Raw genomic sequence first — 25880 nt, 5'->3', positions numbered from 1 at the left:
CATTTATCTTTTTGTATAATTGTAAGACAAATAAACAAATTGTCAATATCTTTATTTTCTGATTTTTTGAAATAAAAAAAGACTGAAGAGCATCATGTCCTTCAGCCTTGGGCTTCCATCCCGGTTTCAGCCGTTATTCTTTTTTTGTAAATCAATGCGGACAACGAAACGCTTAATTCATACAAAACAAGCAGCGGCACGATCACCAAGACATCTGAAATAAAATCAGGCGGGGTGATCAAGACCGAGACCACGATCAGCGCAAAATACGACACCTTTCTCATTTTGGCCAGCCGCGTCGGATTTAAGATTCCCAAACTCGTTAAAAACATGACGATGAGGGGCATTTCGAATAAAAAGCCGAACGGCACGGTCAGGTTCATCATAAAACGAAAATAGTGCTCCGCCGTAAACATCGTTTGGAAATGGCCGGCGGACAGACTGATTAAAAACTGAAGAACGAGCGGAAACAGCACGAAATAGCCGAACAAGATTCCCAGTATAAAAAAGATAAACAGCCCGGGGATATAAAATAAAGCCACCCTCCGTTCATGTTCGGTAAGCGCCGGCGCAACAAAGCGCCATGTTTGGAAAGCGGCCACTGGAATTGTCGCCGCAATCGCCAAAACCCCGGCAATCATCATATATACCCATAAAATATCTCCCGGCCCCAAGACGGCAAGCTTGGCGTCAAGGTCGCGGACCAGCCATTCATAAATATCCTGAACAAACATAAAGCCTGTAATGAGAAACAGAATAAACGCGAGCAGCGTTTTAATGATCCGCTGCCGCAGCTCTTCGAGATGGGCAATCAAATGTGTTTCCCTGCTTTTCATCTTTGGATGCCTCCAGCTTCATCTTACGTATCTGTCAAAAAAGAAACGGGCGGGATCACCCGCCCGCCTGATTCATCCTGCCGATTGATCCCGTTTCTTGTTTGCTTCAGAATCGCGGACGGGTTCAGTTTCATCAGATCCAACCAGCGATTTCGTCGCACTTTTGAATTCGGTCAGCGTTTTGCCGAATGCCCTGCCGATCTCGGGAAGCTTCGAAGGTCCGAATATGATCAGCGCAATCACGAGCACTAAAATCAGTCCCGGAATACCGATATTAGACAGCATCTTTTGTCATCCTTTCTTATGTTACTGGGTTACTTTTTTCTGCTGATGCTTCATTTGCTTTTGATGGGCTCTTGTATGTGCAGTAAAGCGGTCTTCTTCGACTTCATTCGATTTTTTCACGCCTCCCGGAACGACATTGGAAGCCGTGCGTTTTAATCCGGTATGATCTTTATGGTAAACATATGACGCCCTTGTCGAAATCGCTGCACCCGGTTCTGATACAAATGGTACAACCCTGTAGTCGGCCCGCCATTCCTCAGGTGTGACCGTACAGCGCACATAGCCGCGGTAATCATTGAAAAATTGAATATGAGGGTTGTTTGATAAAATTTTATCCGTATCCGCCCTTTTATCTGCGCCGTTTCCTCCCGATGTGATCGATGTGCCGACGAATTCCGCTCCAAAGATGGCTGATTTCGGATCGTCAAAATCGACGAGCAGGTTGTTCGCCCAGCTTGCATGGACATCACCGGTCAAAACAACGATGTTATTCAGGTCCCGAGCTTTGATAAAGTCGATGATTCGTTTCCGCTGAGCGGGATATCCGTCCCATGAATCCATGCTGTAAATCGGTGCCGACGGAGTCCCAAAATTCCATTTCGCAAAGAAAATTTGCTGCGCTAAAATGTTCCAGTGCGCCTCGGAACGGCTCAGATTGTCAAACAGCCACGCCTCCTGCTCTGTACCGAGAAGCGTCCGTTTCGGATCATTTGATTCATCAGAAGGCGGTTTGTTTCCATCGCCGTTCGCCTGGTCATCGCGATATTGACGGGTATCGAGAACATTGATCTCGGCCAGGTTGCCGTAGGAAAAATTCCGGTACAGCTGCATATCAGGGCCGTTCGGCAACGATTTGCGGCGGAGCGGCATATGCTCGTAATACGCTTGATATGCGGCAGCGCGGCGCTTGATAAACGCTTCAACAGACTGGCCTTTTTCCGGAATCGTATTCGCGTAGTTGTTTTCCACTTCATGGTCATCCCATGTCACGACCCATGGAAATGCGGCGTGAGCGGCTCTCAGATTGGCATCTGAACGGTATTGGGCATAGCGGTTGCGGTAATCGGTAAGCGAGATGATTTCCGGACCGCTGTGTGTTCTGACATTGCCTGTTTTTGATAGATACTCATTCGGACCGTACTCATAAATATAGTCGCCGAGATGAAAGACGAGATCGAGCTTTTCTTTTGCCATGTGATGATAGGCGGTATAGTAGCCGTGTTCATACTGCTGGCATGATGCGAAAGCGAATGTCAGCTTTGAGACGTCAGCCCCCGGCGCCGGGAGTGTTTTTGTTTTTCCGACAGGGCTCAGCTGGCTGCCGCATTTAAAGCGGTAATAGTAAACTTGGTTGGGCTCCAGCCCGGTCACTTCGGCGTGCACGGAATGGGCCAGATGAGGTGTTGCCTTTTCCTTCCCTTTTTTTACGATATGGCGGAAGCGTTCATCTTTGGCAACCTCCCATTTCACAGACACGGCTTCATTCGGCATGCCGCCTCCGTTCAGCGGATCAGGCGCCAATCTTGTCCATAACACGACGCTGTCTGACAGCGGGTCTCCAGACGCAACACCAAGCGTGAAAGGATACTCGGAAAATGTCGGCGCCGCATTGACTTCCATTGCCCCCATGGACTGCGCGATCGCAAGCCCGAGTGAAAGGCCCGCAATCTTTCCGGCTCCCTGAATAAAACGGCGGCGGTCAAACGTATTGTCCTTCAGACTTTCTTCATTCAGCTTCTTTATCCATTCCTCCATCGGCCCTTCATGTGTCATTCGTATTACCCCTCTCTATACAAATGATTGATCGGGTTCTATTATAGGGAGTGTTTGTTAACAAGCCGTAAAGTATTGTTAATGAATGAAGACAGGCGATACATGGATCTTCGAGTCACACTGCCAAGACCTGTGTCGAATTTTGTCTAAAATCAATCGATCAGCCTATGATTTCGACAAAAACCCGGTCATTTCCCGCAGACCGATTCTCCTGTTTTTCTTCACATTTTCTTTAAAGAGAGAAAACAAAACATATGAAGAAGCAACCGATCGATGTATTCAGCTATTCTGAAAAGATGTGTTGTTTACCCAATACGGAAAAAGCTCACACCATTGTGAAAACAATGATATGAGCTTTATGTAAGGTGTCTACTTTGAAGTCGCGTTAAAGGCTTTGATTACCTCCTTTGCCGCCTCCGCAATAAGCTTATCGTCATACTTCGCATCCTTTTGATCGCGACTGGAAAGGATGGCAAGAACGATCGGGTCTCCTTTTGGGGGCCAAATGATTGCAATGTCATTCCGAGTTCCATATGATGCCGATCCGGTTTTATCAGCCACTTCCCAACCTTCCGGCACTCCGGCGCGAATTAATGCATCCCCGGTGGTATTTCGTTTCATCCAATCGATTAAAAGCTCTCGTTTTTCTTTTGGAAGTGTATCTTCAAGAGCAAAAGCTTGAAGACTTTTGGCAAGCGCTTTTGCCGTACTGGTATCATGGGTCTCACCCGGATTTACTTCATTTAACTCCGGTTCGTATCGTTCAGGGTTTGTAACATCATCACCAATCTCCCTCAGCGCCTTTTTTAGGCTGTCAGGTCCGCCAATTTGTTTGAGAATCAGGTTCTGTGCGGTATTGTCACTATATCGAAGTGAGGCATCTGAAAGCTCTTTAAGCGTCATTCCTGTATCAACATGCTTTTCCGTAATAGGATTATAGTTGACAAGATCATCACGCGTATATGTTATTCTCTGGTTCAGATCTTCTATTGATTTTTGTTGTAAAAGCACGCCTACGGTTAAAGCCTTAATAGTTGATGCAAAAGCAAAACGCTCATCCGGCCGATACGTTACGGTTTGATTTGTACCCGTATCTACTGCATAGACACCGAGTTTTGCATCAAATTGATCCTCAAGTTTTGCAAAATCAGCCTTAATCTCCGTCTTTTCCTTTTTTTGGTCAGATTGTGAGGCATCCAAGTTATTGTCATTGCATCCGACAAGGGCTGCACATGAGACAAGCAGCAAGGGTGCAACTTTTTCCAATTTTAAATTACTGAAAATTGTTTTCCATAATTTCATCAAAACCGTCTCCTTTGTATGAATATCTTATTTATAGAAACCACTCGTGCAGTTCAGCATTTCAAGCAACAGTTGACATACATTTATCCGTTGAAGCCCCATTTCTGCTTACTTTTCAACACCAGCTTCTACAACCTCGTGCTATCTCGATATCCCCCCTTCTTTTCAATTGGAGCGTGTTCAACTTCGAATTTTGATGATGAAAGATCAAATCTTACAAATGTAGTCTTTGAAAGTATTACACATGTAAGTTTTAATTGCAACAGTTTTTTATGAACGTGCTCGCCTTTAAAATGGAAGACAGGTACATGAAGAACAGCAGAGGTTTTTTCAAATGCTTTTGTGAGGTTGTGGTCAATATGCACTTGATTGACTTCTTAAAATGGCAACCATATAATGAGAGTATTACAATTGTAAGTATAGGATGATTGAAAATGAAAAATATACCTCAAATCTCTGATGCGGAATTAGAAGTGATGAAAGTCATCTGGAAACATTCTTCTATCAATACCAATGAAGTGATTAAAGAGCTATCGAAAACGAGTAAATGGAGCCCTAAAACAATCCAAACCATGCTGTTGCGCCTCATCAAAAAAGGTGCATTAAACCATCATAAAGAAGGACGGGTATTTGTTTATACACCAAATATTGACGAAAGCGATTATATAGAAGTGAAGAGCCATCGTTTTTTAAACCGGTTTTACAATGGCGCGCTTCATTCGATGGTATTAAACTTTTTGGAGAATGATCAGCTGTCAGGAGAAGAAATTAATGAGTTATATCAAATATTAGAAGAACATAAGAACAGGAAGAAGGAATGAGATGAGCGACTCTTTCTTTATTCTCTTTTTGCTGAGCAATATTCTATTGTCCGTGATTTTTTCTATCATCATACTCATTAAAAGAACCTTGAAGATTCAAATCACTGTAAGCACCCAATATCATATCAGTGTGATTTCTCTTTTGGCATTGATCGCTCCTTTTATCCCCTTTCATTTTCCAAAAACAAATGATTTTTTTGGCTGGATCGTAAACTTAGGAGGAACACATTCAGGATTATCTCATCGCGATTCTGCAGGTAAGATGGCAGAAGCAATTGGTCCAAACGCAAATTGGGTGCAAGACTTTGCCATGTCGTTTGAACAATCGTCTTTTAAAATGATAGATTCCGCCTTTTTCGCTGTTTGGATATTAGGCATAGCGCTTATGCTCATGACTGCTGTTTATAGCAATCTAAGAATCGGCAAACTAAAAAAGAGCCTGCAAATTGTGAAAAACAAAGAGCTGTTAACCCTTTTTGATACATGCAAAGAGGAAATCGCTTGTCGTCGAAAAGTGATTTTAGGATATTCTCCATTGATCAAATCCCCGATTACATTTGGAGTCATCCGTCCATACATTATTTTACCAAAAGATATTTCAATGTTTTCTGCTGACGAAATGAAATGTGTTTTGCTTCATGAGTTGTACCATTGTAAACGGAAAGATATGCTCATAAACTATTTTCTTTGCCTGTCTACAATTGTGTATTGGTTTAATCCTCTTGTGTGGTATTTATCAAGGGAAATCAAAACAGAGATGGAGATTTCTTGCGACTTCGCAGTATTAAAAAAGATTGATCAAACATTACATCTCAAATATGGTGAGGTTATTTTAAAATTCGCTTCACTTAAGCAAAGAACATCACCTTTGTTAGCCGCTTCTGAATTCAGCAGCTCATACAAACACGTCAAAAGACGTATTGTGACAATCACCAAATTCCAGGCGGAATCCCCTTTGCTAAAAGTGAAAAGCGCCCTGGTGTTCGCCATTGTTGCTGCAGTCATTTTAGCCGGTATTCCTTCTGTATCCATATTGGCCATGCACAAAGAAACATACTCTTTCTCTAATACCAATGTAGACTACAAAGATTACAGTACTTTTTTTGATAAATTTTCAGGGAGTTTTGTATTGTTTGATTCTGACAGGAAAAAGTATACAATATATAATAAGAAAGAAAGCACCACTAGATTCGCACCCGCTTCAACTTACAAGGTGTTTAGCGCACTGCTTGCGCTTGAATCCGGGATAATTACGAAGAACGATTCTGAAATGGCATGGGACGGAATCCGGTATCCGTATCAAGAATGGAATCAAGACCATGATTTATTTTCAGCGATGAGCAGCTCCGCCACATGGTATTTTCAAAAACTTGATCAACAAATTGGGGAAGCGCGTGTACGTGATTATCTCAAATCCATACATTATGGAAATGAGGAGTTTTCGGATCCAGCTCATTATTGGATGGATGGCTCTCTTAAAATTTCCCCTTTTGAACAGGTCAATATGTTGAAAAAGTTTTATTATAATGAATTTGATTTTAAACAATCTAGTATTCAAACTGTGAAAGATTCCATCCGCTTAGAAGAATCCAATGGCAGTGTTTTATCTGGCAAAACCGGAACATTAGTGATCAACGGGGAGCATCATGGTTGGTTTATCGGATATGTAGAAACTGTCGATCATACCTTTTTCTTTTCTGTTCATATTCAAGATGGAAAGCTGGCTGCCGGAAGCTCTGCCGCCGAGATTGCACTTTCCATTTTAGAAGAGAAAGGAATTTATCAATCAGGTTCTCAATAATCAAACAAACAAAATTGCACTAGGAGGCCCAGACCATGGAAACGCTTTATACAGACAGATTGACTTTGAGAAAAATGGAATTGGAAGACGCGGATATCCTCTGTGAATACTGGTCAGATCCGGAAGTTACAAAACATATGAACATCACGCCTTTCACAAGCGTTTCACAAGCGCGTGACATGATTCAAATGATCAATGATCTAAGCCTTGAAGGACAGGCAAACCGCTTTTCCATCATTGTAAAAGAAACGAATGCAGTCATCGGGACATGCGGCTTTAATATGATCGACCAAGAAAACGGCAGGGCTGAAATCGGCTATGACTTAGGAAGAAATCATTGGGGAAAAGGCTTTGCTTCAGAGGCGGTTAAAAAGCTGGTCGACTACGGCTTCACAAGCATGAACCTCAACCGCATCGAAGCGAAGGTGGAGCCCGAAAACACACCTTCAATCAAACTTCTGCAATCTCTATCCTTTCAAAAGGAAGGGCTGTTAAGAGAGTACGAGAAAGCAAAAGGCAGACTGATTGATGTGTACATGTTTTCACTGCTGAAAAGAGAATACGCTGGATAACCGGTTATGCAGAAGAGCTTCCTCAAAGGTAGAGGAAGCTCTTTTTAACCCCTTTTTCCGGCGCTCTCATTTAAGCGCTTGGCTTCCAAAAAGAAAACCTGGATGAACTTTTTCGTGTTGACGCGGGCTGATGTCATCGAGGCTGCAGAGTCTTTCTGGAGCTCTTTCATTTTTTTGCTGATGACCGTAAAGTCGAAAAATCTTGAAGCATAGCTTTCAAACTTCGGATTTGAAAAGTCTGTTAACCCGAGTGAGGCAAAATGGTTCAACGAATGGCTGACAGCCCTTCGTATCCGCTGTTCCGACGCCTTGACCTCCCGGTTGATGTCAACGGGCGATGCGGACGGTCCAAGCTTTTCTTCTGCGATGTTCATAAAAATGTCTTTAAGCGGGGGAAAATTCTTTTCATATAATGATGTCTGTTCATCGTCAAATAAATATTGAAGGATGGCGATCAAGTCCTTCGATCCGCTTTCCCCGACGATGCCAAGCTCAGAAAGGAGAAATTCGCCCGTTTCTTGAATGCTTTTTTCCCGGATCGCGTTCCTCCGTCCCCCATTTGTATCCACCAGCCGGCTGATGGAGGACTGGATATCCTGAATCGACCTTTCAAGCTCAATCCGTTCCTTCACTTTTTGAATGACACTTAAGATTTCAATTTTGTTAATCGGTTTTTGAATATAATATTCGATCCCGAGGGAATAAGCCTCGCCGATCATTTCCTTTGACTCCACCTGGGAGATCATGATGATTTTCCCAGAAAAAGATCCGTGCAAATGGCGGATCGTCTCAATCCCATCGCGAATCGGCATCAAAAGATCGACAAATAAAATATCAATCTGCTGTAAATTTAAAACATGCCCTTCCAATTCACAGCCGTCCTCCGCTTCTCCGGCTGCCTCCCCCAAATCTTCGTCTTCAATGATCTGCTTTAAAATCGATCGCACAGCGCGGTCATCATCGGCGATAAAAAAACGCATCAGGCGGTTCACCCTTTCTGAATCAATTGTTGAACGGGAAGTCTGATCGCAAACACGACACCGTTTCGATGGTTGCAAAACGTAATCCCTCCTCCGAGCCCTTCGACGGCTTCCTTCACATAGGAAAGGCCGATCCCCGTGGATGGGGTGCCAAACTCATCATACTTTGACGTATAGCCAGGCTCAAACACCACATCCCCGATCTTCTCGGGAATCCCGGGGCCATCGTCTTCGATCCGGCATTCCAGCATCCCCTCTTCGTTCCGAAACAGGCTGAGGCGGATGCGGCCGTTTTTCTCTATCGCTTCCACCGCATTGGCCATAATATTATTGATCATTGATAAAATCGTATAGACATGATATTTCGGATGCTCTCCAGAGACGGTGTATTGAAACTCGATGTCCTTGCCGAGGGATTCAGCGTACTTCCGGTTGATTCCGATCACAAGACGGACTAAGTCTTCGGCTCCCATATAGTCCCGGAAGCTCTCATTGGAAATGAGTTTTGAAAGGCCGGCAAAAATACGCTGATTATCCTTTTTGACTTCGTGGATTTCGCCGGCGAGCCGCAAAACCTTCTGGCTGAGCGGCTTTTCTGAAGGATGTTCCCGGCTGCGCTGATTGAGAATCCGGTACAGCTGATATGACTCATTCGTGATCTGTTCTGTATTCTTCAGCGTTTTTTTCAAATGAATCGTTTCTTCATATAAGTTTGAAATGATCATCAGCATATGCTCATTTTGCTCGCGGATTTGCTTCTCCCTTGATTGTGATTCATACAGCTTCATGACATTAAAAAAGCTCAGGACGATGAAGCTGTGTGAAAAGGCAATCGCCATCACATCGCGTATTTTTCCCGGTGTGACAGTGGATGAAAACGCCGCATATTGAACAGCCAGCTCCGCTCCGTCGGCAATGATTTCAATCGCAAAACCGAGAAATCCAATCAAAAGCGGCTGATATTGAAACCTCTTCACCTTAGCCAAATCAAACAGAAAGGCATACGTGAAGTAAAAGAAAAAGGTCGGATAATGGTCATAAAAAGCCGACTGCCAATCGAGCTGATTTCGACCGAAAACATCGAGCATCACCCGGAAGGCGACAACCGCCGCCCCTGTTGAAAGACCGGGAAGAACTGCCGGCACATTTCTTAACAGCAGCAGAAAAAAGAAGAATGTCGGTACGCCAAAACTGATCCGAAAGGTCTCATTCAGAGGATAAAACTTCAATTCCCCCGCCAAAGGAACCGTTAAAAGCATCAACATCAAAATATAGCCGTCTTTTTTGATAAGCCGCCCGGCCTTTCCGATCAAATTCCTCCATTTTTCATCTATCATGCTGATCCTCCATTAAAAACCGTGATGCTTTATTTTGGCGTCAATCACACTTGTACGCAACACCCATTTGACCCATGAACAATTTCATTTTTAAATCAATCGGCTTATTTTTATCATATCTTTGTCGGTTTTTGTATGATGTTGTAGGTTCTATTATAAATTGAATTTATATTTTCTCAATTTGTAAACGCTAACTTTTTCCGCACATCATTCCCTTGTGTTATATCCAAACCCCTTTTATCAGGCAAGCTGCGACAGTGTACAGGCCCCCCTTTAGCTTTTACGCCTGTTCTGCCGCCATGCCTGAAAAGCCGCAGCCGTAGTCTTCGCATTTTTCTAGAAAGCCGTAAGCTTTGTCAAAACGTCAGATTGGAGGAATTTTGATGAATGAAGCCGTGAAAGAACGTTATGACGCCAATGTCTGGCAATCCCGCCTGAAGAATCTGGCCGAATATTACCGGCCTTTTTCCGCGAGCGGGCGCACCGCCGAATATATCCCCGCTTTAGGAACAATCGATTCAAATCAGCTCGGCATTTGCCTCATTGGCACGGATCAAATGAAGATCACCTCCGGGGATTGGAATGTGCCCTTTACACTGCAAAGCATCTCAAAGGTGATCAGCTTTATCGCCGCCTGTGTGACGAGAGGGATTTCTTATGTATTGGACCGCGTCGATGTCGAACCGACAGGCGATGCGTTTAATTCGATCATCCGCCTTGAAATGCACAAACCGGGAAAACCGTTTAATCCGATGATCAACGCCGGTGCCCTGACGATCGCTTCGATTCTGCCCGGTGAATCGGCTCGGGAAAAAACAGAAGCGCTTTATGCGCTCATGGACAAAATGGTCGGAAAACGCCCGAATATCAATGAGAAAGTCTTTCGGTCCGAATGGCAGACCGCCCATCGGAACAGAGCTTTAGCTCATTATTTAAAAGAAACCGGCTTTTTGGAAGCCGATGTCGAACAGACGCTTGAAGTCTACCTCAAACAATGCGCCATGGAAGGAACCACAGAAGACATCGCTCTGATCGGCATGATTCTTGCCAACGACGGATATCACCCTTTCCGAAGAGAGCAGGTCATTCCAAAGGATGTCGCCAGGCTGACAAAAGCGTTAATGCTGACATGCGGCATGTACAATGCATCCGGGAAATTTGCCGCCTTTGTCGGCATCCCTGCCAAAAGCGGCGTTTCCGGCGGCATCATGTGTGCGGTCCCTGCCAGTCTCAAAAGAAAGCAGCCTTTTCAGCAAGGCTGCGGAATCGGCATCTATGGACCGGCCATTGACGAGTACGGCAACAGCCTGACAGGCGGGATGCTTTTAAAACATATCGCCCGGGAATGGGATCTTAGCATTTTCTAAAACACAATCAAAAAAGAGGTGAAAGCATGCAGCAATTCCTTCAAGACATCATCGGAATAACAAATGATTTTCTCTGGTCAAAACTATTGATGATTATGCTCCTTTCTTCCGGTCTATTTTTCACGTTCAAATCGAAGTTCTTTCAAGTTCGTTTGCTGAAAGAAATGTTCCGGGTTTTAAGAGAAAAAGCGCCTGACAAACATGCGATCTCGCCGTTTCAGGCTTTTTGCATCAGCATGGCCGCGAGAGTCGGCACGGGTAATATTACGGGGATTGCTATCGCGATCGCCTTGGGCGGACCGGGCGCCATCTTTTGGATGTGGGTCATCGCCATTATCGGTTCGGCTTCAAGCCTTGTCGAAAGCACACTCGCACAAATTTATAAAGTGCGGGACAAAAACGGCTTCCGCGGAGGCCCTGCTTATTATATGGAAAAAGGGCTGAAAAAACGCTGGATGGGCGCCCTTTTTGCCGTGCTTATCACCTTGTCGTTCGGCATCGTCTTTAACGCCGTCCAGTCAAACACGATAACGGTTGCTTTTGAAAACTCATTCGGGACGGACCGGCTGACATTGGGGCTCATCATTACGATCGCATTCGGCATCATTACCTTCGGCGGAATCAAACGGATCGCCAAATTATCGGAATATATCGTCGTTTTTCTCGCCGTTTTATATATCGGTGTTGCCGTTTTCGTGATGCTGATGAACATGACAAAACTGCCGGAAGTGCTCTCTCTGATTGTAAGACATGCGTTCGGCCTCGAACAGGCCGCCGGGGGAGCTGTCGGCGCGGCGCTGATGAACGGGATTAAGCGCGGACTCTTCTCAAATGAAGCCGGGATGGGAAGCGCGCCGAACGCGGCCGCCGCAGCTGCGACGAGCCACCCCGTCAAACAAGGTCTTGTCCAGGCTTTAGGGGTCTTTACAAGCACATTGGTGATTTGCTCAAGTACAGCGTTTATCATTTTATTTTCCGATGCCTACAAACAGCCGGGACTGAGCGGTATCGAATTGACGCAAGCCTCGCTCAGCACCCACATCGGCTCATGGGCGTCCGGCTTTCTCGCCATCATGGTGTTTTTGTTCTCATTCAGCACCTTGATCGGCAATTACTACTACGGGGAAACGAATATTGAATTTCTGCACACGAATAAAGCATGGCTGATGGTTTACAGAATCAGCGTGCTTGCCATGGTCATCTTCGGCTCCGTGTCAAAGGTTCAGCTTGTCTGGGATCTGGCCGACTTGTTCATGGGCTTGATGGTCATCGTCAACTTGATTGCGATTTTCCTCTTATCCAAGGTAGCGTTCGCCGCTTTGAACGACTATGTGAGACAACGAAAAGCCGGAAAAGACCCGGTCTTTTACAAGGATGTCGTCGAACACCATGAAAGCATAGAGTGCTGGGAGCATTCAGACACTGTACGAGATGCTGAAAGCAAAAATGCGATATAAAAAGCCGCCGGTAAGGCGGCTTTTTCATCTTCCAAACAACCTGCTGAAAATCCCTTTTTTCTTCGGCTTTTCAGTCTGAAGCTCTTCTTTGACAATACCTTTTTGCTTTGCTTCTCTTAACCATTTGGGAAATTCATTGAGAAGCGAGTCATATAATTCATCATCTGTCAGCCGGTCAATATCTTCAATGTGAAAAAAATTGGCGTTGTCGACAAAACGCCCTTCCAGCTCATCGATTTTTTTAAGAAAGTCGAAATTCCCCCCGCCGATTCCGACAAACTGCCAGAAAAGCGATTTATCTGAGGATGCTTCAATAATCGGTTTGATCGATTTTTTGCAGCCGCCATCATTGATAAAAACGATAAAAGCAGGATATTCACTGCGTTCTTCAACGGTGTATTTCTGCAGGACATCTTTCATGACCGGCGGTTCATTATTCCTTCCAAATTTATGCACCTCGGCATTGTTAATGATTTCCCTGTTGACATACCCGCTAAAATCCTTTTCTGTTATCGGTGCCAGCCGGGAAAATTCATTGTCATACACCCAAACATCGAGCATTCCGTCGTCATCAAACCGATCGGCGACAGCCAGCACTCTTTCGACAGTCTTTTGTACGGTTCCTTGTTTGTAAAGCCCCCTCATCGAACCGGTGATATCCAGCACTAAACCGACCTTTGCCTTCACATCGGTTAATTGTTTTTTCTCGAGGACGATATTGAGACTTTTCTTTTGCAGGTCTATTGACATTGCCCAATCTCCTTTTTGTGAAATGCTGATTTACCTTACTTTTTACGAACACGGCAAATGAAAGTTTCAATGTGAAACTTGATCAGTGCTAAAATGTTCTTCGAACATATAGAGAAATGGGGTTTATCATGACAAAAAAACGCAGCCGCACCCGACAGGCAGGATTGACGTTTGCGGCCATGGCGGCGGGGTTAGGCGTAAGGAAAATGGCCGGCATGCTGCCGGATATTGTGAATTCTTATGCAGGAGATGCGCTTTGGGCGCTGATGATTTTCTTTGGGTTTGGATTTCTGTTCAACAAAGCCGGCACACGAGCGGTAGCGCTCGGAGCGCTGTTGTTTTGCTTTTTAATAGAGTTCAGCCAGCTTTACCACGCTCCGTGGATCGACCGTTTGCGAACTATTCCGCTCGGCGGCCTCATCCTTGGATACGGATTTTTATGGAGCGATTTGTTTGCTTATTTGCTCGGCGTGGGTGCAGGGTCTGTCCTCGAGCTCTTTTCGCGAAAAAGACAGCCGTAAAGCTGTCCTTTTCGTGAAGATTTACACCCTTTGATTTTGAGTCTTTTTGCGGTTTAAAACATATGTGACACATCCGATAATAAGAAGGATGGGTCCAATGAGTAAAGCACGATACAGGCCGTCATTTCCTGTATTCGGCAGCAGGTGTCCTCCTGTTTTTTCGACATGTCCAGTGTCTCTATCCTTTTTGGCAGGAGGAGCTGCGGTATTTGTCTCTTCCTTATGATTTTCTACCGTATGCTTTACGATTTGCCCATCTTTTTTGATTTCAAATGCGAATGTTTCTTCATTTAAAACATATCCTTTCGGGGCGATTGTTTCCGTATAAGTGTATTTCCCGTAAGGAAGCCTGTCGAATCGGGCGATTCCGTTTTCACCGGTTTTTCCTCTGGCGACTTCCTCTCCCTTTTCATTGCGAATAACAAATTCCGCGCCTTTTAAACGGGTGTTCCCATCTGCTGCATCGGTTTTGGTCAGCTCAAGCGAGCCTGTCATCTTGTGATTGGATGCCTTAAGCTTTACTGTCTGACCGTTTTCTGAAATCGAAAATCGAAGCGGTTCAGGATCTAGTACATATCCGCGCGGCGCTTTTTTCTCTGTAAAAATATAAGAACCGGATGGCAGGTTGTCAACAGAGATGTTTCCGTCTTCATTTGTACGATATTCACCGATGACCGCGCCGTCCTCATGTTTCAGCTCATACACGGCACCCTCTAATGTTTTCTGCGGCTGCTTTTCATCCACCTTGATCAATTCTGCGCTGCCCTTGATCGCTTTGTTCTCAATATGAAACTTAACGACATGCCCGTCTCCTCTGATGTTCAGCAGATGTTTCGTTGGATCAAGCACAAATCCTTGCGGTGCCTTTGTTTCTTGGACTGTATATTGTCCGTACTCGACATGATCGAAAAAGGCTTCTCCTTGACCATTTGTAAGCGCTGTTTTCAGCTTTTCTCCGTTCTTGTCAAACAGTGTGAATGCAGCGCCTTGCAGAGCGCGTCCATTTTCATCCGTCTTCTTGATTTTGACGCCGCCTGTCACCTTTTGATTGACAAAAGTCAGTACAGAGGTTTCTTCGGTTTTGACAACCACGGTTTGAGGATCAGGATTCAGCACGAACCCTTCCTTTGTTTTTGTTTCAACAACTGTGTATGTTCCAAGCGGCAGGTTTTCGGCTGTGGCTTGTCCGGAATCATCGGTCACAAGCGATGCGACTTTCCGGCCGCTTTCATCCTTCAAATCGAATGCTACACCTGACAGAGGCTTGTCTTCGTCATCGGTTTTTACAATTTGGATGGCGCCTTTTGTCTCCCATGAAGCCGCTGCAGCCGCCTGAATATGCTTCTTGGCGTTCGTTAATGTCACAACGTCTTGATATGTGCCGTCAGATCGATATTTCATCGTCATCAATTGCTTCAGTTCTGCATCGATGTGCACGTCCATCGTTGATGTCGGGGTGTTTTTCGGCAACATGATTTGAAATGATTCATTTGTTTTAAACCGTTTCTTCACGTTTCCTTCGATATCCGTTACCACCGCCTGTTTCGGCGCATGTTTTAAAGATACCGTGTATGTACCGGCCGCACTGCTTTTGACTGTATAAGGCGGTGTCTGCAAATCATGACCGCGAATTGACGCTTTGGCGTCCTTTGGCGTCACGGTAAGCGTTATGTCCTGTGTATCATCCGCACGGTCCGCTTTTTCCAAAAGGAAATGGACTGCTTCTTCAATCCTCTCATCACGATATGTAAGGTTTTTTTCTGTCACTTCGCCGACAGCAATCCAGACGGCCACTTGCGTCGCATAGTGGGCTTTCGCTTTGCTTGTCACACCCAATTCAGAGGGGGATGCGCTGGGGTAGCCGTATGTTAAAATCCGGTACACCTTATCATTCATTCGGCCGCTTGACGGCATATCGGCATTGTCAGGCGAGCTTTTCCCCGGCTGCAAACAGTATGCGAGCCTTGATGGATCATCGGCTGCTTTAATTTGCTCAGTCGGCAGATAGCCGCCAATGCTTTCGTCATAAGCCCAGCCGGACACCTTTGTACTCGGATCACCGGCAAATGTGTCAGCGAATGCCTGACGGGGCATGAAAGACAACATCGAGCTGAAGATCATCAAAAAAACCGCAATCAGCAGAAATGGCTTCTTTACATTCATGGTCTCACTTCCCTTTCTTTTAAAAAGCGTTTTACAGTCGTTTCTAAAAGGAAGTGATGAACCTATCCAGAATCGTAAAAGAAGACCGGGCAATGGAGTGTTGAAGAAGATGCCGGAATATCAAACACCTCCCTCCTGCCGCTTCATCATACCATAATTACCAGAAAATTCTGAGAGAACTTCGGATTATTTCCTCCTTTTCGTTTTAGCGCTTTTTTCTCACGGGTCAGCCTTTTCCTTCCGGCTAATTTCTTAAATAAGATCCTTTATTTCAGCCAAAATATAAATGGTCGAAGCAGAAAAAGCGAAAAAGGAAGTAAAACAATGGAAACTGTGAAAGAAATTTTACTCGTTTATGGTCGGATTATTACGATTTTACCGTTTTTGTTAATGGTCACATTGTATATGGGTAAGCGTTCGATCGGGGAAATGCCGGTCTTTGATTTTTTAATCATTATTACGCTCGGAGCCGTTGTGGGGGCGGATATCGCCGATCCAAAAATCGAACATTTGCATACCGCTTTTGCGGTTTTGGGGATCGCACTTTTGCAAAGGCTCACATCAAAAATCATGATTAAAAGCAGAACACTAGGGCGTCTGATCACATTTGAACCGACCATTGTCATTAAAGATGGAACATTCATCGTCGGCAATTTAAAGCGGATCCGTTATTCGATCGATAATATTTTGCAGATGCTTCGGGAAAAAGACGTTTTTAATGTCGGTGACGTTGAAATGGCGTTTATAGAGGCAAACGGAAATTTAACGGTCTACAAAAAACCGGATAAGATGGAGGTTACCGCAGAAGATTTGGGGATCCAAAAAAGCCGCGGCGGATTTTCCTACCCTGTCATCGTCGACGGAAAAATATACGCTTCCGTCCTTCGCCAATTACATATATCGGAAAGCTGGCTCATCGATCAGTTGAAAGAGAGGGGAATCGAACAAATCAGCGCGGTTTTTTTCGCTTCAGTCAATCAACAACATGAACTTCATGTTTCACTTCAAAATGATATGACGAAAGTCGAGCCGGACATTTTGCATTAAAAAGTTCCGGCCGAGCAGCCGGAACCGTTTTCATTCCTCTTTTTCAACATCCATATCATTGTGCATGATATAATATCCGATCACTTTCTGCAGCCACTCTTCCTCCTCTTTTGTAAATGGCGATGGCAGCTTATTTGCATACGGCTGCGATTCGATCGCCTCGATTTTGCTTAAGCCCGCCAAAACATCCTCTCCGACAAATGGGGAGGCTCGCCTTCATATAGCGATCCGGAACCGGGCGCTTTTTGAGGCTTCAGCAGGCCGATTTCATCATCATCATGCAACGTCCGAATCGATGTACCTGTCATTTCTGAGAAAACGCCAATTGAATAATAAGGTTCTTGTTTCATGTAAGACACCTCCAACGAACGGTTCATACCAATCATACCGCCTCACGCTGCTGGAGGTGCAAGCTTTATCCGCTCAAAAATTCCACATATTCGAATACCGAGGAGTCGGGATGCTTCAGTGTCATGTTTTTACCGGTCGGAACTTCTTTGATATCGCGAATGACAGAAGGCCTTTGCCTATGAGGTATTCTTTCCATTCTTCCACAGAATCGACGATCAAGGTCGCTTTTGTCTCGGTGAATGGTTTTAACCGCCGACAGCCGCGATTTCCCAGCTTCATTTCGGGATATTGACATCTCAGTTCCAACATCTGTTCATAAAACGGCAGAGCGGTTTCCAGATTGTCAACATAAAGCCTCGTGTACGTTTTCAATACGTTCTTTTCGTCCGACATTATAGCATGTGATTATTTCTCATCTGGCGGGAGCTGCTCTATAATTGTCTCCATTTCTTTTTTGACATTCCCCGCTTTTGTGCCGATCACGATCTGGATATGATGCTGATCAATTTTGACGACGCCGTGCGCCCCCAAGTCCTTCAACATGGCTTCATCCGCCAATGACGCGTCTCTTAACTTCAATCGCAAACGCGTCATACAGTTGTCGCATGATAGGACATTCTCCGGGCCGCCAATATGGTGGAGAATACCGTGAGCCATCGATGGATGGGATGTGTTTGCTTCAAGTGCATCTTGTTCTCTTCCGATCAACGGTATGTTGCGCTTTGTAATGATGAAGTAAAACGTCACATAGTAAAGAGCAAAAAAGAGAAGTCCGACCGGTATGATCCATAATCCGCGATCTGATAAATTGAGGTTCAGCAAATAGTCGATGGCGCCCGCTCCCCATGAAAAGCCGTGGCGGATGCCCAGCATACAGAGCACCGCTCCGGCGAGCCCCGTGTAGACAGAATGAAGAAAATATAATAAAGGTGAAGTAAATAAAAACGTGAATTCAATCGGCTCCGTGATTCCGGTGATCATTGATGTCGCCGCTCCGGACGACATCAGGGCTTTCGTTTCTTTTTTTCGTTTTTTGGCGGCGCGTGAAATCGCCAAGGCAATCGCCGGGATGCCGAAGATCATCGTGATAAAAAAGCCGCCGAGGAAATACCCGGCTGTCGGATCTCCGTTTAAAAACCGCGTAATTTCTCCTGTGACCGTCTCACCGGAAACCGTTTGATACCGACCAAGACCAAAATATACATACGTGTTCATCACATGGTGAAGGCCGAACGGAAGCAAAAACCGGTTCAAAAAACCGAAAACGAACACCCCGAAAGCGCCGAGCCCCACAAGCGTCTGGCTAAAAGTATCGATAGCTGCCTGTGCATAAGGCCAGACGATGGAAAACAGGCCCGCAGCCGGGATCATGAGCAAAACGATCATCGTCAGCGGAAACTTTTCTCCGCCAAAAAATGAGAACATGCTCGGAAGCCGTGTGTCATGAAAGCGATTGTAAATGAAAGCGGCCGCCAAACCGGCGATGACTCCGCCGAACACGCTCATGTCAAGGTCCTGATTCATGATGCCGAGCCCTTCTTTTAATATGGTGATCGCCAAGTATCCCGTCAGTGCGGGTATTCCCTTATCTTTGGTTTTGGAGAGCCCCATGGCGATGCCGATGGCAATCAGCACGTCCATATTGCTTAAAATCACGCCTGACGCCTGAAAGAGCGGAATATCAAGCATGTCTTCGGCCGACAGACGCAGCAAGAGGCCTGCTATCGGAAGAACGGCAATCGGGATCAGCAATGACTTTCCTAATAACTGCAGAAAATGTTTCATACCGCGTTTCTCCTTATGTCAGATTTCTGAAAGGTACAAGCTGGACATCTGCAAGCGTCCGCAAACGGAGGACGACATCCGGATCGATTAAAAATTCAAGTTCATCGACCCGCGGATAAGTGTAGGAAGAGCCCGCCAACAGCTCCTTATCGAGATAAGCAGGGTGTGTCATGACCTCAACTGTATCATGGTGTTGAAACAGCCCTGCAATAGCTTCATCATCCTTTAAAGCGGTTTCGAGAACCGTCGCGAAAAAGTCTGTGGTATTCACATTTTTTTCTCGTAAAACGTCTGTCTCGATATTATGTCTGACCGGCAGGCGGTACTCTTTGGCAAGCGCCAAAAACACCTCGGAAATCTGCGGATAACGATTGATGTGATGATGGCTGTCCAAATGGTCGGGCTCAAGGCCAAAAGCAAGGCATTTTTCAATCTGCGCTTTCCATTCGTCGTACACTTCATCAGCATCTATCGTATATGCGCCTTGATAAAAGGCGAGATCGCGAAAGTTTCCCCGCGCATCGACAATGGTCCGATGACCGGGCAAAAGCGGCCTCCCGCAAGTGAGAACCAGATGAACGCCGACTCCCAACTCGGGAGATTCACGGGCCAAGCGGGCGGCATGACCTGCACCCGGCATATTCGTCATTAATGTGGCCGATGTCAGTATTCCCAGCTTATGGGCATCGATAATTCCGTAATTCACACCTCTTGAATAACCAAAATCATCAGCATTGATGATTAACTTTTTCATCTCCCATTCCCCTTCTCTATTTTGAATTCGCATTCGTTCTGCTCTTTTCAAAATATGCACAAGCAGCCGGTTTTATCATTGTCTCGGATGCCGCTTTGATTGACCGCAAAAAAAGAACCTGCTCCCGAAAAATCAAGTAACAGGCTCTTCTACTTTGGATGATTTTGTGCTCTCGCTTGACCTGAAGACAAACGCCACATCCCGCGATTCACGAATACCATGAACAGATCGTTTCTGTTGCGGATTCGTCATGTTTCACCAATTGACAAAAATGATCCCGTCTTTTAAACTATTTTTCATATATTTTTAAAAACTCTGAAAGGAGGCTGGGGTTCGAACGATAGAACCTCATTTTTTTATGAATCCCATCCAGTCAATCTTGAATCAATTCCCGCTCATCATCCTTGACGGTGCAATGGCCACAGAGCTTGAACGCCATGGCTGTGATTTGAATGACAGTCTGTGGTCTGCCAAAATCCTGATCGAAAATCCCGGCCTTATCAAACAGGTGCATGCGGATTACTTCAGCGCGGGGGCAGATTGCGCGATAACCGCCAGCTACCAATCTACCATTGCAGGCTTTCTAAAGCGCGGTCTGAGCGAAGAAGAAGCGCTTCACCTGATAAAAGAGTCCGTCCGGCTTGCCACCGAAGCGCGGGATGAATTTTGGTCTCTTCCTGAAAATCGGAACGGCAGACCGAAGCCGCTGGTTGCCGCTTCAGTAGGCCCTTACGGCGCTTTTCTTGCCGATGGTTCAGAGTACAGGGGGGATTACGGCGTATCCGAGGACGAATTAGTCGATTTCCACAGACCTCGCATGAGAGCGCTGATTGATGCGGGCGCCGACATTTTGGCCTGTGAAACGATCCCGTGTCTTCAAGAAGCGAGAGCCATCGTCAAGCTATTAAAAGAATTCCCCCAAACGTATGCGTGGATCAGCTTCAGTGCAAAAGACGGCCACCTCATCAGCGACGGAACGCCTGCCGCCGAATGCGCCGAATGGCTTGACCGGCAAGAACAAGTCGCCGCGGCGGGAATCAACTGTACGCCGCTCGAACACATTCCATCACTGATCAGTGAAATGAAAAAGCATACGGATAAACCGCTCATCGCCTATCCGAACTCCGGGGAAGCGTACGATCCCGAAACGAAAACATGGCATGGTCCCGCGTGCAGCGAATCATTCGGAGACAGCGCCCGCCTCTGGTACGACTCAGGCGCACGGCTGATCGGCGGCTGCTGCCGGACAAGCCCGGAAGACATCAATGCTGTTGCCGAATGGGCAAGAAAGTTGGAGGTATGATGGAACAATCAAACAGCAATCATCAGAACTTTCAAAGAAAAATGCAAAGCAGACACCTTGTGATGCTCTCATTGGGCGGTGTCATCGGAACAGGACTTTTCTTAAGCTCAGGCTATACAATTTCCCAGGCCGGGCCGGCCGGGACGATTTTGGCTTACTTGGTCGGCGCCCTGATCGTCTACCTTGTCATGCTTTGTCTCGGCGAATTATCGGTCGCAATGCCTGTCACAGGGTCGTTTCATATGTATGCCGCCAAATTCATCGGCCCCGGCACGGGATTCACGGTCGCCTGGCTTTACTGGCTGACCTGGGCCGTCGCCCTCGGCTCGGAATTCACCGCAGCCGGATTATTGATGCAGCGCTGGTTCCCGCATACTTCAGTCTGGATGTGGAGCGCCGTTTTCGCCGCCTTGATTTTCCTGTTGAATGCTTTCTCAGTGAAATTTTTCGCCGAGTCGGAATTTTGGTTTTCCAGCATTAAAGTGTTAGCCATTTTATTGTTTATTATTTTAGGCGGTTCAGCGATATTCGGCGTTATTCCCTTACAAAATGGCGATTCCGCCCCGCTGTTATCAAACTTTTCCGGAGAAGGCGGACTATTTCCAAACGGTATGCTTCCCATTTTTATGGCGATGCTTTCTGTGAATTTTGCCTTTTCAGGAACGGAATTGATCGGGATCGCGGCCGGGGAAAGCGCCGACCCGGAAAAAAACATTCCCAAAGCCATCAAAACAACGATTTGGAGGCTGGTGCTTTTCTTCATCGGTACGATCTTCGTGCTCTCATGCCTGATTCCGATAAAAGAAGCCGGCGTCGTCAAAAGCCCTTTCGTGGTTGTCTTTGACCGCATCGGCGTGCCATTTGCCGCTGATATCATGAACTTTGTCATTCTGACGGCTTTGCTTTCCGCGGCCAATTCAGGCTTATACGCCTGTTCCCGGATGCTGTGGTCGCTCTCCAAAGAAAACACGCTCCATCCTGCTTTTCGGAAGCTGACGTCAAAGGGGATACCGTTTAACGCACTGATCTTCAGCATGATCGGAGGAATTTTATCGCTTCTTTCGAGCGTCTTTGCTCCCGACTCGGTTTACATTGTCCTTGTGTCGATTTCAGGGTTTGCCGTGGTTGTTGTCTGGATGAGTATCGCTGCCTCACAATACATGTTTCGCAGACGCTTTTTATCTGAAGGAAACAACGCAGACGCTTTAAAGTACAGGACACCGCTTTATCCGGCCGTGCCGATTGCCGCATTTCTCTTGTGCCTGGCGTCCTGCATCGGCATCGCCTTTGATCCGAACCAGCGGATCGCCCTTTTTTGCGGTGTGCCTTTTATGGCGGCATGCTACTTGATTTATTACGTCAAAAATGGGAAAAAACATCCCGAAAATATAGATGAGAAAAAGAACATTCAAAAAAGCACGCCCATCTGATGATAGGCGTGCTTTAAAACGTGATCCGGCCGATTTGGCCGCACTCTTCTGCAAACCAGATCGATTTGTCAGGTCCGGCAGCAATGCCGTGGGGCTCGGAGTGCTTCGTCGGAATCGGATATTCTGTTATTTTTCCATCCACTGTGATTCGTCCGATTTGACCGGTTCCCCATTCCGTAAACCACAGCGCCCCGTCTCCGCCGGCAGTAATCGCATGGGGGCGGGCATTTTCGGATGGAATCTGAAATTCGCTGATGGTTCCGGATGCAGTGATCCTTCCGATTTGATTTCCGTTAATTTCCGTAAACCACAATGCTCCGTCAGGGCCCGATGTGATGCCGACAGGACCGGATTGCGTCTTCGGAATCGGGTATTCAGAAATATCTCCGTTCACCGTGATCCGGCCGATCGAATTGCTTTGATTCTGTGTAAACCAAAGCGCTCCGTCAGACCCTTTCACAATAAACGAAGGGAATGATCCCGGACTTGGCAGCCCATACTGTGTAACATGCCCCGATGGCGACATCCTGCCGATTTGATGATTCCCCATATCCGTATACCAGATGGCGCCGTCTGGTCCTTCAGCGACCCCAAACGGCGCCGCTCCGGCCGGAAGGGGGTATTCGGCGATCACGCCTTGAGCCGTGATGGTCCCGATTTTGCCCGCTTTATATTCTGTAAACCATAGATTGCCGTCTGTCCCCTGAACGATAATCGACACGCCTGCATTCGCAGTCGGAACAGCGTATTCTATCATTTCTCCGGAAGGCTTCATCCTGCCGATCCGATTTCCCTTTTGCTCCGTAAACCAAATATGTCCGTCCGTACATGAAGCGATTCCATACGGACCTGATGCAAGATCCGGAACCGGATATTCATTTATGCTGACCTGCATGCTATCCCCCCCCCCTTTTAGTGTTATCCAAACAAACCGAAGCTTGCGGCAGCTGGCATCCCATCTGCCGATACCCCATTTCCATGGCGAACCTCTTTTTTCCACAAATTCATTTTTTCATTCGAATGGCCTAAATGTCCTTGTATTCTTTTTAAGATTACACTATAGGGTAATTTAGTTAAATAGGAAATTGATTTTAATTCCAGTCTGTCGATATCATATCCGCAAAACATACTAGATCGAAATGACCTATACAGCCCCGCCTCGATTTAATAAGATGGTTTCATCGAATACCTTATTTTTCAAAAGATGGAATATTAGCGGACAGCTTGATCTTTCCATCTTATTATTTGACAGATAATTCATTTTTTCGCCCTATCAACTCAATAGCTGCGGCATATTTTGTTATGAAGATGGTCGCTGTCCCTTCCCGGGAAGGCCAAAAACTAAATTGGAGTGGATGTGGTCGATATGTTTGAAGATGATAAACTGGAGCATTTGATATTTCCCTATACCCCGCTTTATCAAAAAGACTTTCCCATCATTCTCTTTTGGATCCCGAAAAGCGGCTGCACGACGTTGAATCGCTGGTTCTTTTTCCAAAACGGACTCTGGGAAGATGCGGCGCAAACATCTGAAGGAGACATTCACCATTACAGAAATAAGATCTTTACACAACAACCCGACTACATGAATGATCTTTCTTTGCAATTGCTTGGAAGAAAAAAAGATACCTACAAACTCGTGCGCAATCCATTCCAACGGGCAGTCAGTTCTTTTCTGACAACGATCTGCTCGCCGAATTTTATCTGTCTTTTTGACCGAGACATCGACACCGGATTGTCGTTTACAGAATTTTTATATCACCTAAAGGATTTAGGCTCTGATATTCATGCTCTTGACCGTCATCTCGGGCCCCAGTATATAAAAGGGGAAGAGGAATTTGTCAATCATTATATCTACCTCGAACAATTCACCGCGCAAATCCGAGAAATCGAAAATAAATACAAATTGTTAAAATCACCGCTTTCACAGCTGTCAAAATCACCGCACCATTTGTCAGATCTGATGCTGAAAAAAGGGAAGTTCGCAGACACGGTCCTGACCATCTCATCATTCGACTGGGTCCTGCCAACTTATGAGAGCTTTTACAATCAGGAAACAAAACAATTGGTCCAAGATATATTTATGAAGGACTTTCAGATATATGGCTTTGATACGAAACATTTAAAATAAACATTACGATCTCCTTTCAATTCGATGACAAATTGGAAAATTGATGGCAAATGGTTTATTTTTAAGAACAAATCGGTTAGAATGCAACATTAGATCAACTCTTCAAGATCGACTTCTGATGAGAAGAAAGGAGATATCCATGAAAAAAATCATATCCTCTCTCATGATCGGTTTAATGGCTGCCGTATTAGCCGCTTGCGCTTCTCAGCCTGATAAGGATGCGTCTCAAAGCGGGCAGCCGAACCAGGAAGAACAAATGAAAGCCTTGCAGAAAAAGCTCGACAAGCAAAAAGTCGATGATACGAAAACCGTTGTTGTCGTAAACAAACAAAAGATCACCGGCCAAGACTATAACAGGCTGCTGTCAACCGCACAAATGCAGTATCAGCAAACCGGTCAGGATCCGACATCAGCTGATGCCGCCAAGCAGATCAAAAAACAAACGATCGACAGCTTAGTCGGACAAGCACTCATTTCCCAGGAAGCGGACAAAAAAGGCTATAAAGCCACTGCAAAAGAGATCGAAACACAGCTCGACCAAACGAAAAAGCAATATAAAGATGAGAAAGAATTCAATGAAGCCTTAAAAAAAGCCGATTTAAGCTTAACAACCCTTAAATCTGACATTGCCGACAGCATCAAAACCGAAAAATACATCGACAAAGAGCTGCCAAAAGATAAAGTCACAGACAAAGAAATCAAGGACTATTACGACCAGTATGCAGCACAGCAAAAAGAAAGCAATCAAAAAGACACGCCAAAGTTCGAGGATGTCAAATCCCAGATTAAAGAACTGCTTGAACAGCAAAAACGGCAGGAAAAACTCGGACAGCAAGTGGAGAAGCTGAAGAAGAACGCTGATGTGAAAGTGGAAATTTAGCAGCCCAGCATCTATGAAATCTAAGTCTGTACTGTGGGTTTTCATTGCTGTTCTCATCTTTGCTGCCGGTATATGGATTCGTACCTCAACACCGGAAGCATAACAGCAGGTTACGTTCTGCAATCCCTTGCTTTTACTTTAGCTTTCAGCCTTGTCTATTTTATGAGGTTCAAATATAAAAATAAATAAGCTTTCCAATAAACCGAACAGCCATCCTTTCGACAGGATGGCTGT

The 25880-nt window shown here is 45.6% G+C and carries 23 protein-coding genes and 1 pseudogene; 11 read left to right on the top strand and 13 right to left on the bottom strand.

Features of this window, described 5'->3' with window-relative positions; all coding sequences use genetic code 11:
* Window positions 1-101: 101 nt before the first annotated feature.
* From tatC to bla, 4 genes are all read right to left on the bottom strand, one after another.
* Window positions 102-836: a twin-arginine translocase subunit TatC gene (tatC, locus tag P3X63_RS01645; RefSeq protein ID WP_026585724.1), complete on the bottom strand. Its 735-nt coding sequence runs from the start codon at window positions 834-836 to the stop codon at window positions 102-104.
* 72 nt (window positions 837-908) lie between these two features.
* Complete coding sequence (locus P3X63_RS01640; protein ID WP_026585723.1) at window positions 909-1121, bottom strand: twin-arginine translocase TatA/TatE family subunit; 213 nt, start codon at window positions 1119-1121, stop codon at window positions 909-911.
* 21 nt (window positions 1122-1142) lie between these two features.
* A complete protein-coding gene (locus tag P3X63_RS01635; protein WP_026585722.1) occupies window positions 1143-2894 on the bottom strand; it encodes an alkaline phosphatase D family protein in 1752 nt (583 codons plus the stop codon).
* Window positions 2895-3263: 369 nt separating this feature from the next.
* Window positions 3264-4196 (bottom strand): class A beta-lactamase, encoded by a 933-nt coding sequence (gene bla, locus P3X63_RS01630; RefSeq protein WP_026585721.1) that lies wholly within the window; start codon window positions 4194-4196, stop codon window positions 3264-3266.
* A 434-nt stretch (window positions 4197-4630) separates the two neighbouring features.
* On the opposite strand from bla, the gene P3X63_RS01625 reads away from it, so the two are divergent.
* From P3X63_RS01625 to P3X63_RS01615, 3 genes are read left to right on the top strand one after another with little or no spacing between them, the layout of a single operon-like run.
* Window positions 4631-5017 (top strand): BlaI/MecI/CopY family transcriptional regulator, encoded by a 387-nt coding sequence (locus tag P3X63_RS01625; RefSeq protein WP_026585720.1) that lies wholly within the window; start codon window positions 4631-4633, stop codon window positions 5015-5017.
* Between the two features lies 1 nt (window position 5018).
* Window positions 5019-6818, top strand: coding sequence for a BlaR1 family beta-lactam sensor/signal transducer (locus P3X63_RS01620; protein ID WP_026585719.1), 1800 nt, complete (start codon window positions 5019-5021; stop codon window positions 6816-6818).
* Between the two features lie 35 nt (window positions 6819-6853).
* A complete protein-coding gene (locus P3X63_RS01615; protein WP_026585718.1) occupies window positions 6854-7390 on the top strand; it encodes a GNAT family N-acetyltransferase in 537 nt (178 codons plus the stop codon).
* A 44-nt stretch (window positions 7391-7434) separates the two neighbouring features.
* Here P3X63_RS01615 and P3X63_RS01610 read toward each other — a convergent pair whose 3' ends face one another.
* Both P3X63_RS01610 and P3X63_RS01605 read right to left on the bottom strand, forming a co-directional pair.
* Window positions 7435-8370 (bottom strand): response regulator, encoded by a 936-nt coding sequence (locus tag P3X63_RS01610; RefSeq protein ID WP_026585717.1) that lies wholly within the window; start codon window positions 8368-8370, stop codon window positions 7435-7437.
* 8 nt (window positions 8371-8378) lie between these two features.
* Window positions 8379-9707, bottom strand: coding sequence for a sensor histidine kinase (locus tag P3X63_RS01605; protein ID WP_077735795.1), 1329 nt, complete (start codon window positions 9705-9707; stop codon window positions 8379-8381).
* Between the two features lie 383 nt (window positions 9708-10090).
* Here P3X63_RS01605 and P3X63_RS01600 point away from each other — a divergent pair, with 383 nt between their 5' ends.
* Together P3X63_RS01600 and P3X63_RS01595 are read left to right on the top strand one after the other, a co-directional pair.
* Window positions 10091-11074: a glutaminase gene (locus P3X63_RS01600; RefSeq protein WP_026585715.1), complete on the top strand. Its 984-nt coding sequence runs from the start codon at window positions 10091-10093 to the stop codon at window positions 11072-11074.
* 26 nt (window positions 11075-11100) lie between these two features.
* The gene (locus tag P3X63_RS01595) at window positions 11101-12531 is read left to right on the top strand and encodes an alanine/glycine:cation symporter family protein (RefSeq protein ID WP_026585714.1); all 1431 of its coding nucleotides are present in this window, start codon (window positions 11101-11103) and stop codon (window positions 12529-12531) included.
* A gap of 24 nt (window positions 12532-12555) precedes the next feature.
* On the opposite strand, the gene P3X63_RS01590 is transcribed toward P3X63_RS01595, so the two are convergent.
* Window positions 12556-13281, bottom strand: coding sequence for a vWA domain-containing protein (locus P3X63_RS01590; protein ID WP_277692369.1), 726 nt, complete (start codon window positions 13279-13281; stop codon window positions 12556-12558).
* Between the two features lie 128 nt (window positions 13282-13409).
* Here P3X63_RS01590 and P3X63_RS01585 point away from each other — a divergent pair, with 128 nt between their 5' ends.
* Window positions 13410-13802, top strand: a complete 393-nt coding sequence (locus tag P3X63_RS01585) for a ribosomal maturation YjgA family protein (RefSeq protein ID WP_026585712.1) — start codon at window positions 13410-13412, stop codon at window positions 13800-13802.
* 21 nt (window positions 13803-13823) lie between these two features.
* On the opposite strand, the gene P3X63_RS01580 is transcribed toward P3X63_RS01585, so the two are convergent.
* Window positions 13824-15965, bottom strand: coding sequence for a SpaA isopeptide-forming pilin-related protein (locus P3X63_RS01580; protein WP_277692368.1), 2142 nt, complete (start codon window positions 15963-15965; stop codon window positions 13824-13826).
* Window positions 15966-16289: 324 nt separating this feature from the next.
* Here P3X63_RS01580 and P3X63_RS01575 point away from each other — a divergent pair, with 324 nt between their 5' ends.
* Entirely contained in the window at window positions 16290-17012 is a 723-nt protein-coding gene (locus tag P3X63_RS01575) for a DUF421 domain-containing protein (RefSeq protein WP_077735799.1), read from the top strand.
* Between the two features lie 30 nt (window positions 17013-17042).
* Here P3X63_RS01575 and P3X63_RS01570 read toward each other — a convergent pair whose 3' ends face one another.
* The 4 genes and pseudogenes from P3X63_RS01570 to chbG form a co-directional block, all read right to left on the bottom strand.
* Window positions 17043-17195, bottom strand: a complete 153-nt coding sequence (locus P3X63_RS01570) for a hypothetical protein (RefSeq protein WP_277692367.1) — start codon at window positions 17193-17195, stop codon at window positions 17043-17045.
* A gap of 44 nt (window positions 17196-17239) precedes the next feature.
* Window positions 17240-17362, bottom strand: a pseudogene (locus tag P3X63_RS01565) (MerR family DNA-binding transcriptional regulator); the annotation flags it as partial.
* A gap of 406 nt (window positions 17363-17768) precedes the next feature.
* Window positions 17769-19148 carry a PTS transporter subunit EIIC gene (locus P3X63_RS01560; protein ID WP_277692366.1) on the bottom strand — a complete coding sequence of 460 codons (1380 nt, stop codon included), beginning with the start codon at window positions 19146-19148 and terminating at the stop codon, window positions 17769-17771.
* Window positions 19149-19161: 13 nt separating this feature from the next.
* Window positions 19162-19902: a chitin disaccharide deacetylase gene (gene chbG / locus P3X63_RS01555; protein ID WP_277692365.1), complete on the bottom strand. Its 741-nt coding sequence runs from the start codon at window positions 19900-19902 to the stop codon at window positions 19162-19164.
* A 358-nt stretch (window positions 19903-20260) separates the two neighbouring features.
* Between chbG and mmuM the strand changes: the two genes are divergently transcribed.
* Together mmuM and mmuP are read left to right on the top strand one after the other, a co-directional pair.
* Window positions 20261-21205: a homocysteine S-methyltransferase gene (gene mmuM / locus P3X63_RS01550; RefSeq protein WP_026585706.1), complete on the top strand. Its 945-nt coding sequence runs from the start codon at window positions 20261-20263 to the stop codon at window positions 21203-21205.
* Window positions 21205-22635, top strand: coding sequence for an S-methylmethionine permease (mmuP, locus tag P3X63_RS01545; protein WP_077735802.1), 1431 nt, complete (start codon window positions 21205-21207; stop codon window positions 22633-22635). The genes mmuM and mmuP overlap by 1 nt, the downstream gene beginning before the upstream one ends.
* A gap of 13 nt (window positions 22636-22648) precedes the next feature.
* On the opposite strand, the gene P3X63_RS01540 is transcribed toward mmuP, so the two are convergent.
* Window positions 22649-23530 (bottom strand): Vgb family protein, encoded by an 882-nt coding sequence (locus tag P3X63_RS01540; RefSeq protein ID WP_277692364.1) that lies wholly within the window; start codon window positions 23528-23530, stop codon window positions 22649-22651.
* A gap of 471 nt (window positions 23531-24001) precedes the next feature.
* Here P3X63_RS01540 and P3X63_RS01535 point away from each other — a divergent pair, with 471 nt between their 5' ends.
* On the top strand, window positions 24002-24766 hold the full coding sequence (locus tag P3X63_RS01535; RefSeq protein WP_026585704.1) for a sulfotransferase family 2 domain-containing protein: 765 nt from the start codon (window positions 24002-24004) through the stop codon (window positions 24764-24766).
* A 139-nt stretch (window positions 24767-24905) separates the two neighbouring features.
* Window positions 24906-25646, top strand: a complete 741-nt coding sequence (locus tag P3X63_RS01530; RefSeq protein WP_026585703.1) for a SurA N-terminal domain-containing protein — start codon at window positions 24906-24908, stop codon at window positions 25644-25646.
* Window positions 25647-25880 lie beyond the last annotated feature (234 nt).

This window comes from Bacillus sp. HSf4 (assembly GCF_029537375.1).
Lineage (GTDB): Bacteria > Bacillota > Bacilli > Bacillales > Bacillaceae > Bacillus > Bacillus sonorensis_A.
The sequence above is the reverse complement of the archived record's forward strand: the minus strand, read 5'-3'. Positions and strand labels throughout refer to the sequence as shown.

Coding starts and splice junctions, on each gene's coding strand:
- tatC (WP_026585724.1), bottom strand. CDS start 836: ATGAAAAGCAGGGAAACACATTTGATTGCCCATCTCGAAGAGCTGCGG.
- P3X63_RS01640 (WP_026585723.1), bottom strand. CDS start 1,121: ATGCTGTCTAATATCGGTATTCCGGGACTGATTTTAGTGCTCGTGATT.
- P3X63_RS01635 (WP_026585722.1), bottom strand. CDS start 2,894: ATGACACATGAAGGGCCGATGGAGGAATGGATAAAGAAGCTGAATGAA.
- bla (WP_026585721.1), bottom strand. CDS start 4,196: ATGAAATTATGGAAAACAATTTTCAGTAATTTAAAATTGGAAAAAGTT.
- P3X63_RS01625 (WP_026585720.1), top strand. CDS start 4,631: ATGAAAAATATACCTCAAATCTCTGATGCGGAATTAGAAGTGATGAAA.
- P3X63_RS01620 (WP_026585719.1), top strand. CDS start 5,019: ATGAGCGACTCTTTCTTTATTCTCTTTTTGCTGAGCAATATTCTATTG.
- P3X63_RS01615 (WP_026585718.1), top strand. CDS start 6,854: ATGGAAACGCTTTATACAGACAGATTGACTTTGAGAAAAATGGAATTG.
- P3X63_RS01610 (WP_026585717.1), bottom strand. CDS start 8,370: ATGCGTTTTTTTATCGCCGATGATGACCGCGCTGTGCGATCGATTTTA.
- P3X63_RS01605 (WP_077735795.1), bottom strand. CDS start 9,707: ATGATAGATGAAAAATGGAGGAATTTGATCGGAAAGGCCGGGCGGCTT.
- P3X63_RS01600 (WP_026585715.1), top strand. CDS start 10,091: ATGAATGAAGCCGTGAAAGAACGTTATGACGCCAATGTCTGGCAATCC.
- P3X63_RS01595 (WP_026585714.1), top strand. CDS start 11,101: ATGCAGCAATTCCTTCAAGACATCATCGGAATAACAAATGATTTTCTC.
- P3X63_RS01590 (WP_277692369.1), bottom strand. CDS start 13,281: ATGTCAATAGACCTGCAAAAGAAAAGTCTCAATATCGTCCTCGAGAAA.
- P3X63_RS01585 (WP_026585712.1), top strand. CDS start 13,410: ATGACAAAAAAACGCAGCCGCACCCGACAGGCAGGATTGACGTTTGCG.
- P3X63_RS01580 (WP_277692368.1), bottom strand. CDS start 15,965: ATGAATGTAAAGAAGCCATTTCTGCTGATTGCGGTTTTTTTGATGATC.
- P3X63_RS01575 (WP_077735799.1), top strand. CDS start 16,290: ATGGAAACTGTGAAAGAAATTTTACTCGTTTATGGTCGGATTATTACG.
- P3X63_RS01560 (WP_277692366.1), bottom strand. CDS start 19,148: ATGAAACATTTTCTGCAGTTATTAGGAAAGTCATTGCTGATCCCGATT.
- chbG (WP_277692365.1), bottom strand. CDS start 19,902: ATGAAAAAGTTAATCATCAATGCTGATGATTTTGGTTATTCAAGAGGT.
- mmuM (WP_026585706.1), top strand. CDS start 20,261: ATGAATCCCATCCAGTCAATCTTGAATCAATTCCCGCTCATCATCCTT.
- mmuP (WP_077735802.1), top strand. CDS start 21,205: ATGGAACAATCAAACAGCAATCATCAGAACTTTCAAAGAAAAATGCAA.
- P3X63_RS01540 (WP_277692364.1), bottom strand. CDS start 23,530: ATGCAGGTCAGCATAAATGAATATCCGGTTCCGGATCTTGCATCAGGT.
- P3X63_RS01535 (WP_026585704.1), top strand. CDS start 24,002: ATGTTTGAAGATGATAAACTGGAGCATTTGATATTTCCCTATACCCCG.
- P3X63_RS01530 (WP_026585703.1), top strand. CDS start 24,906: ATGAAAAAAATCATATCCTCTCTCATGATCGGTTTAATGGCTGCCGTA.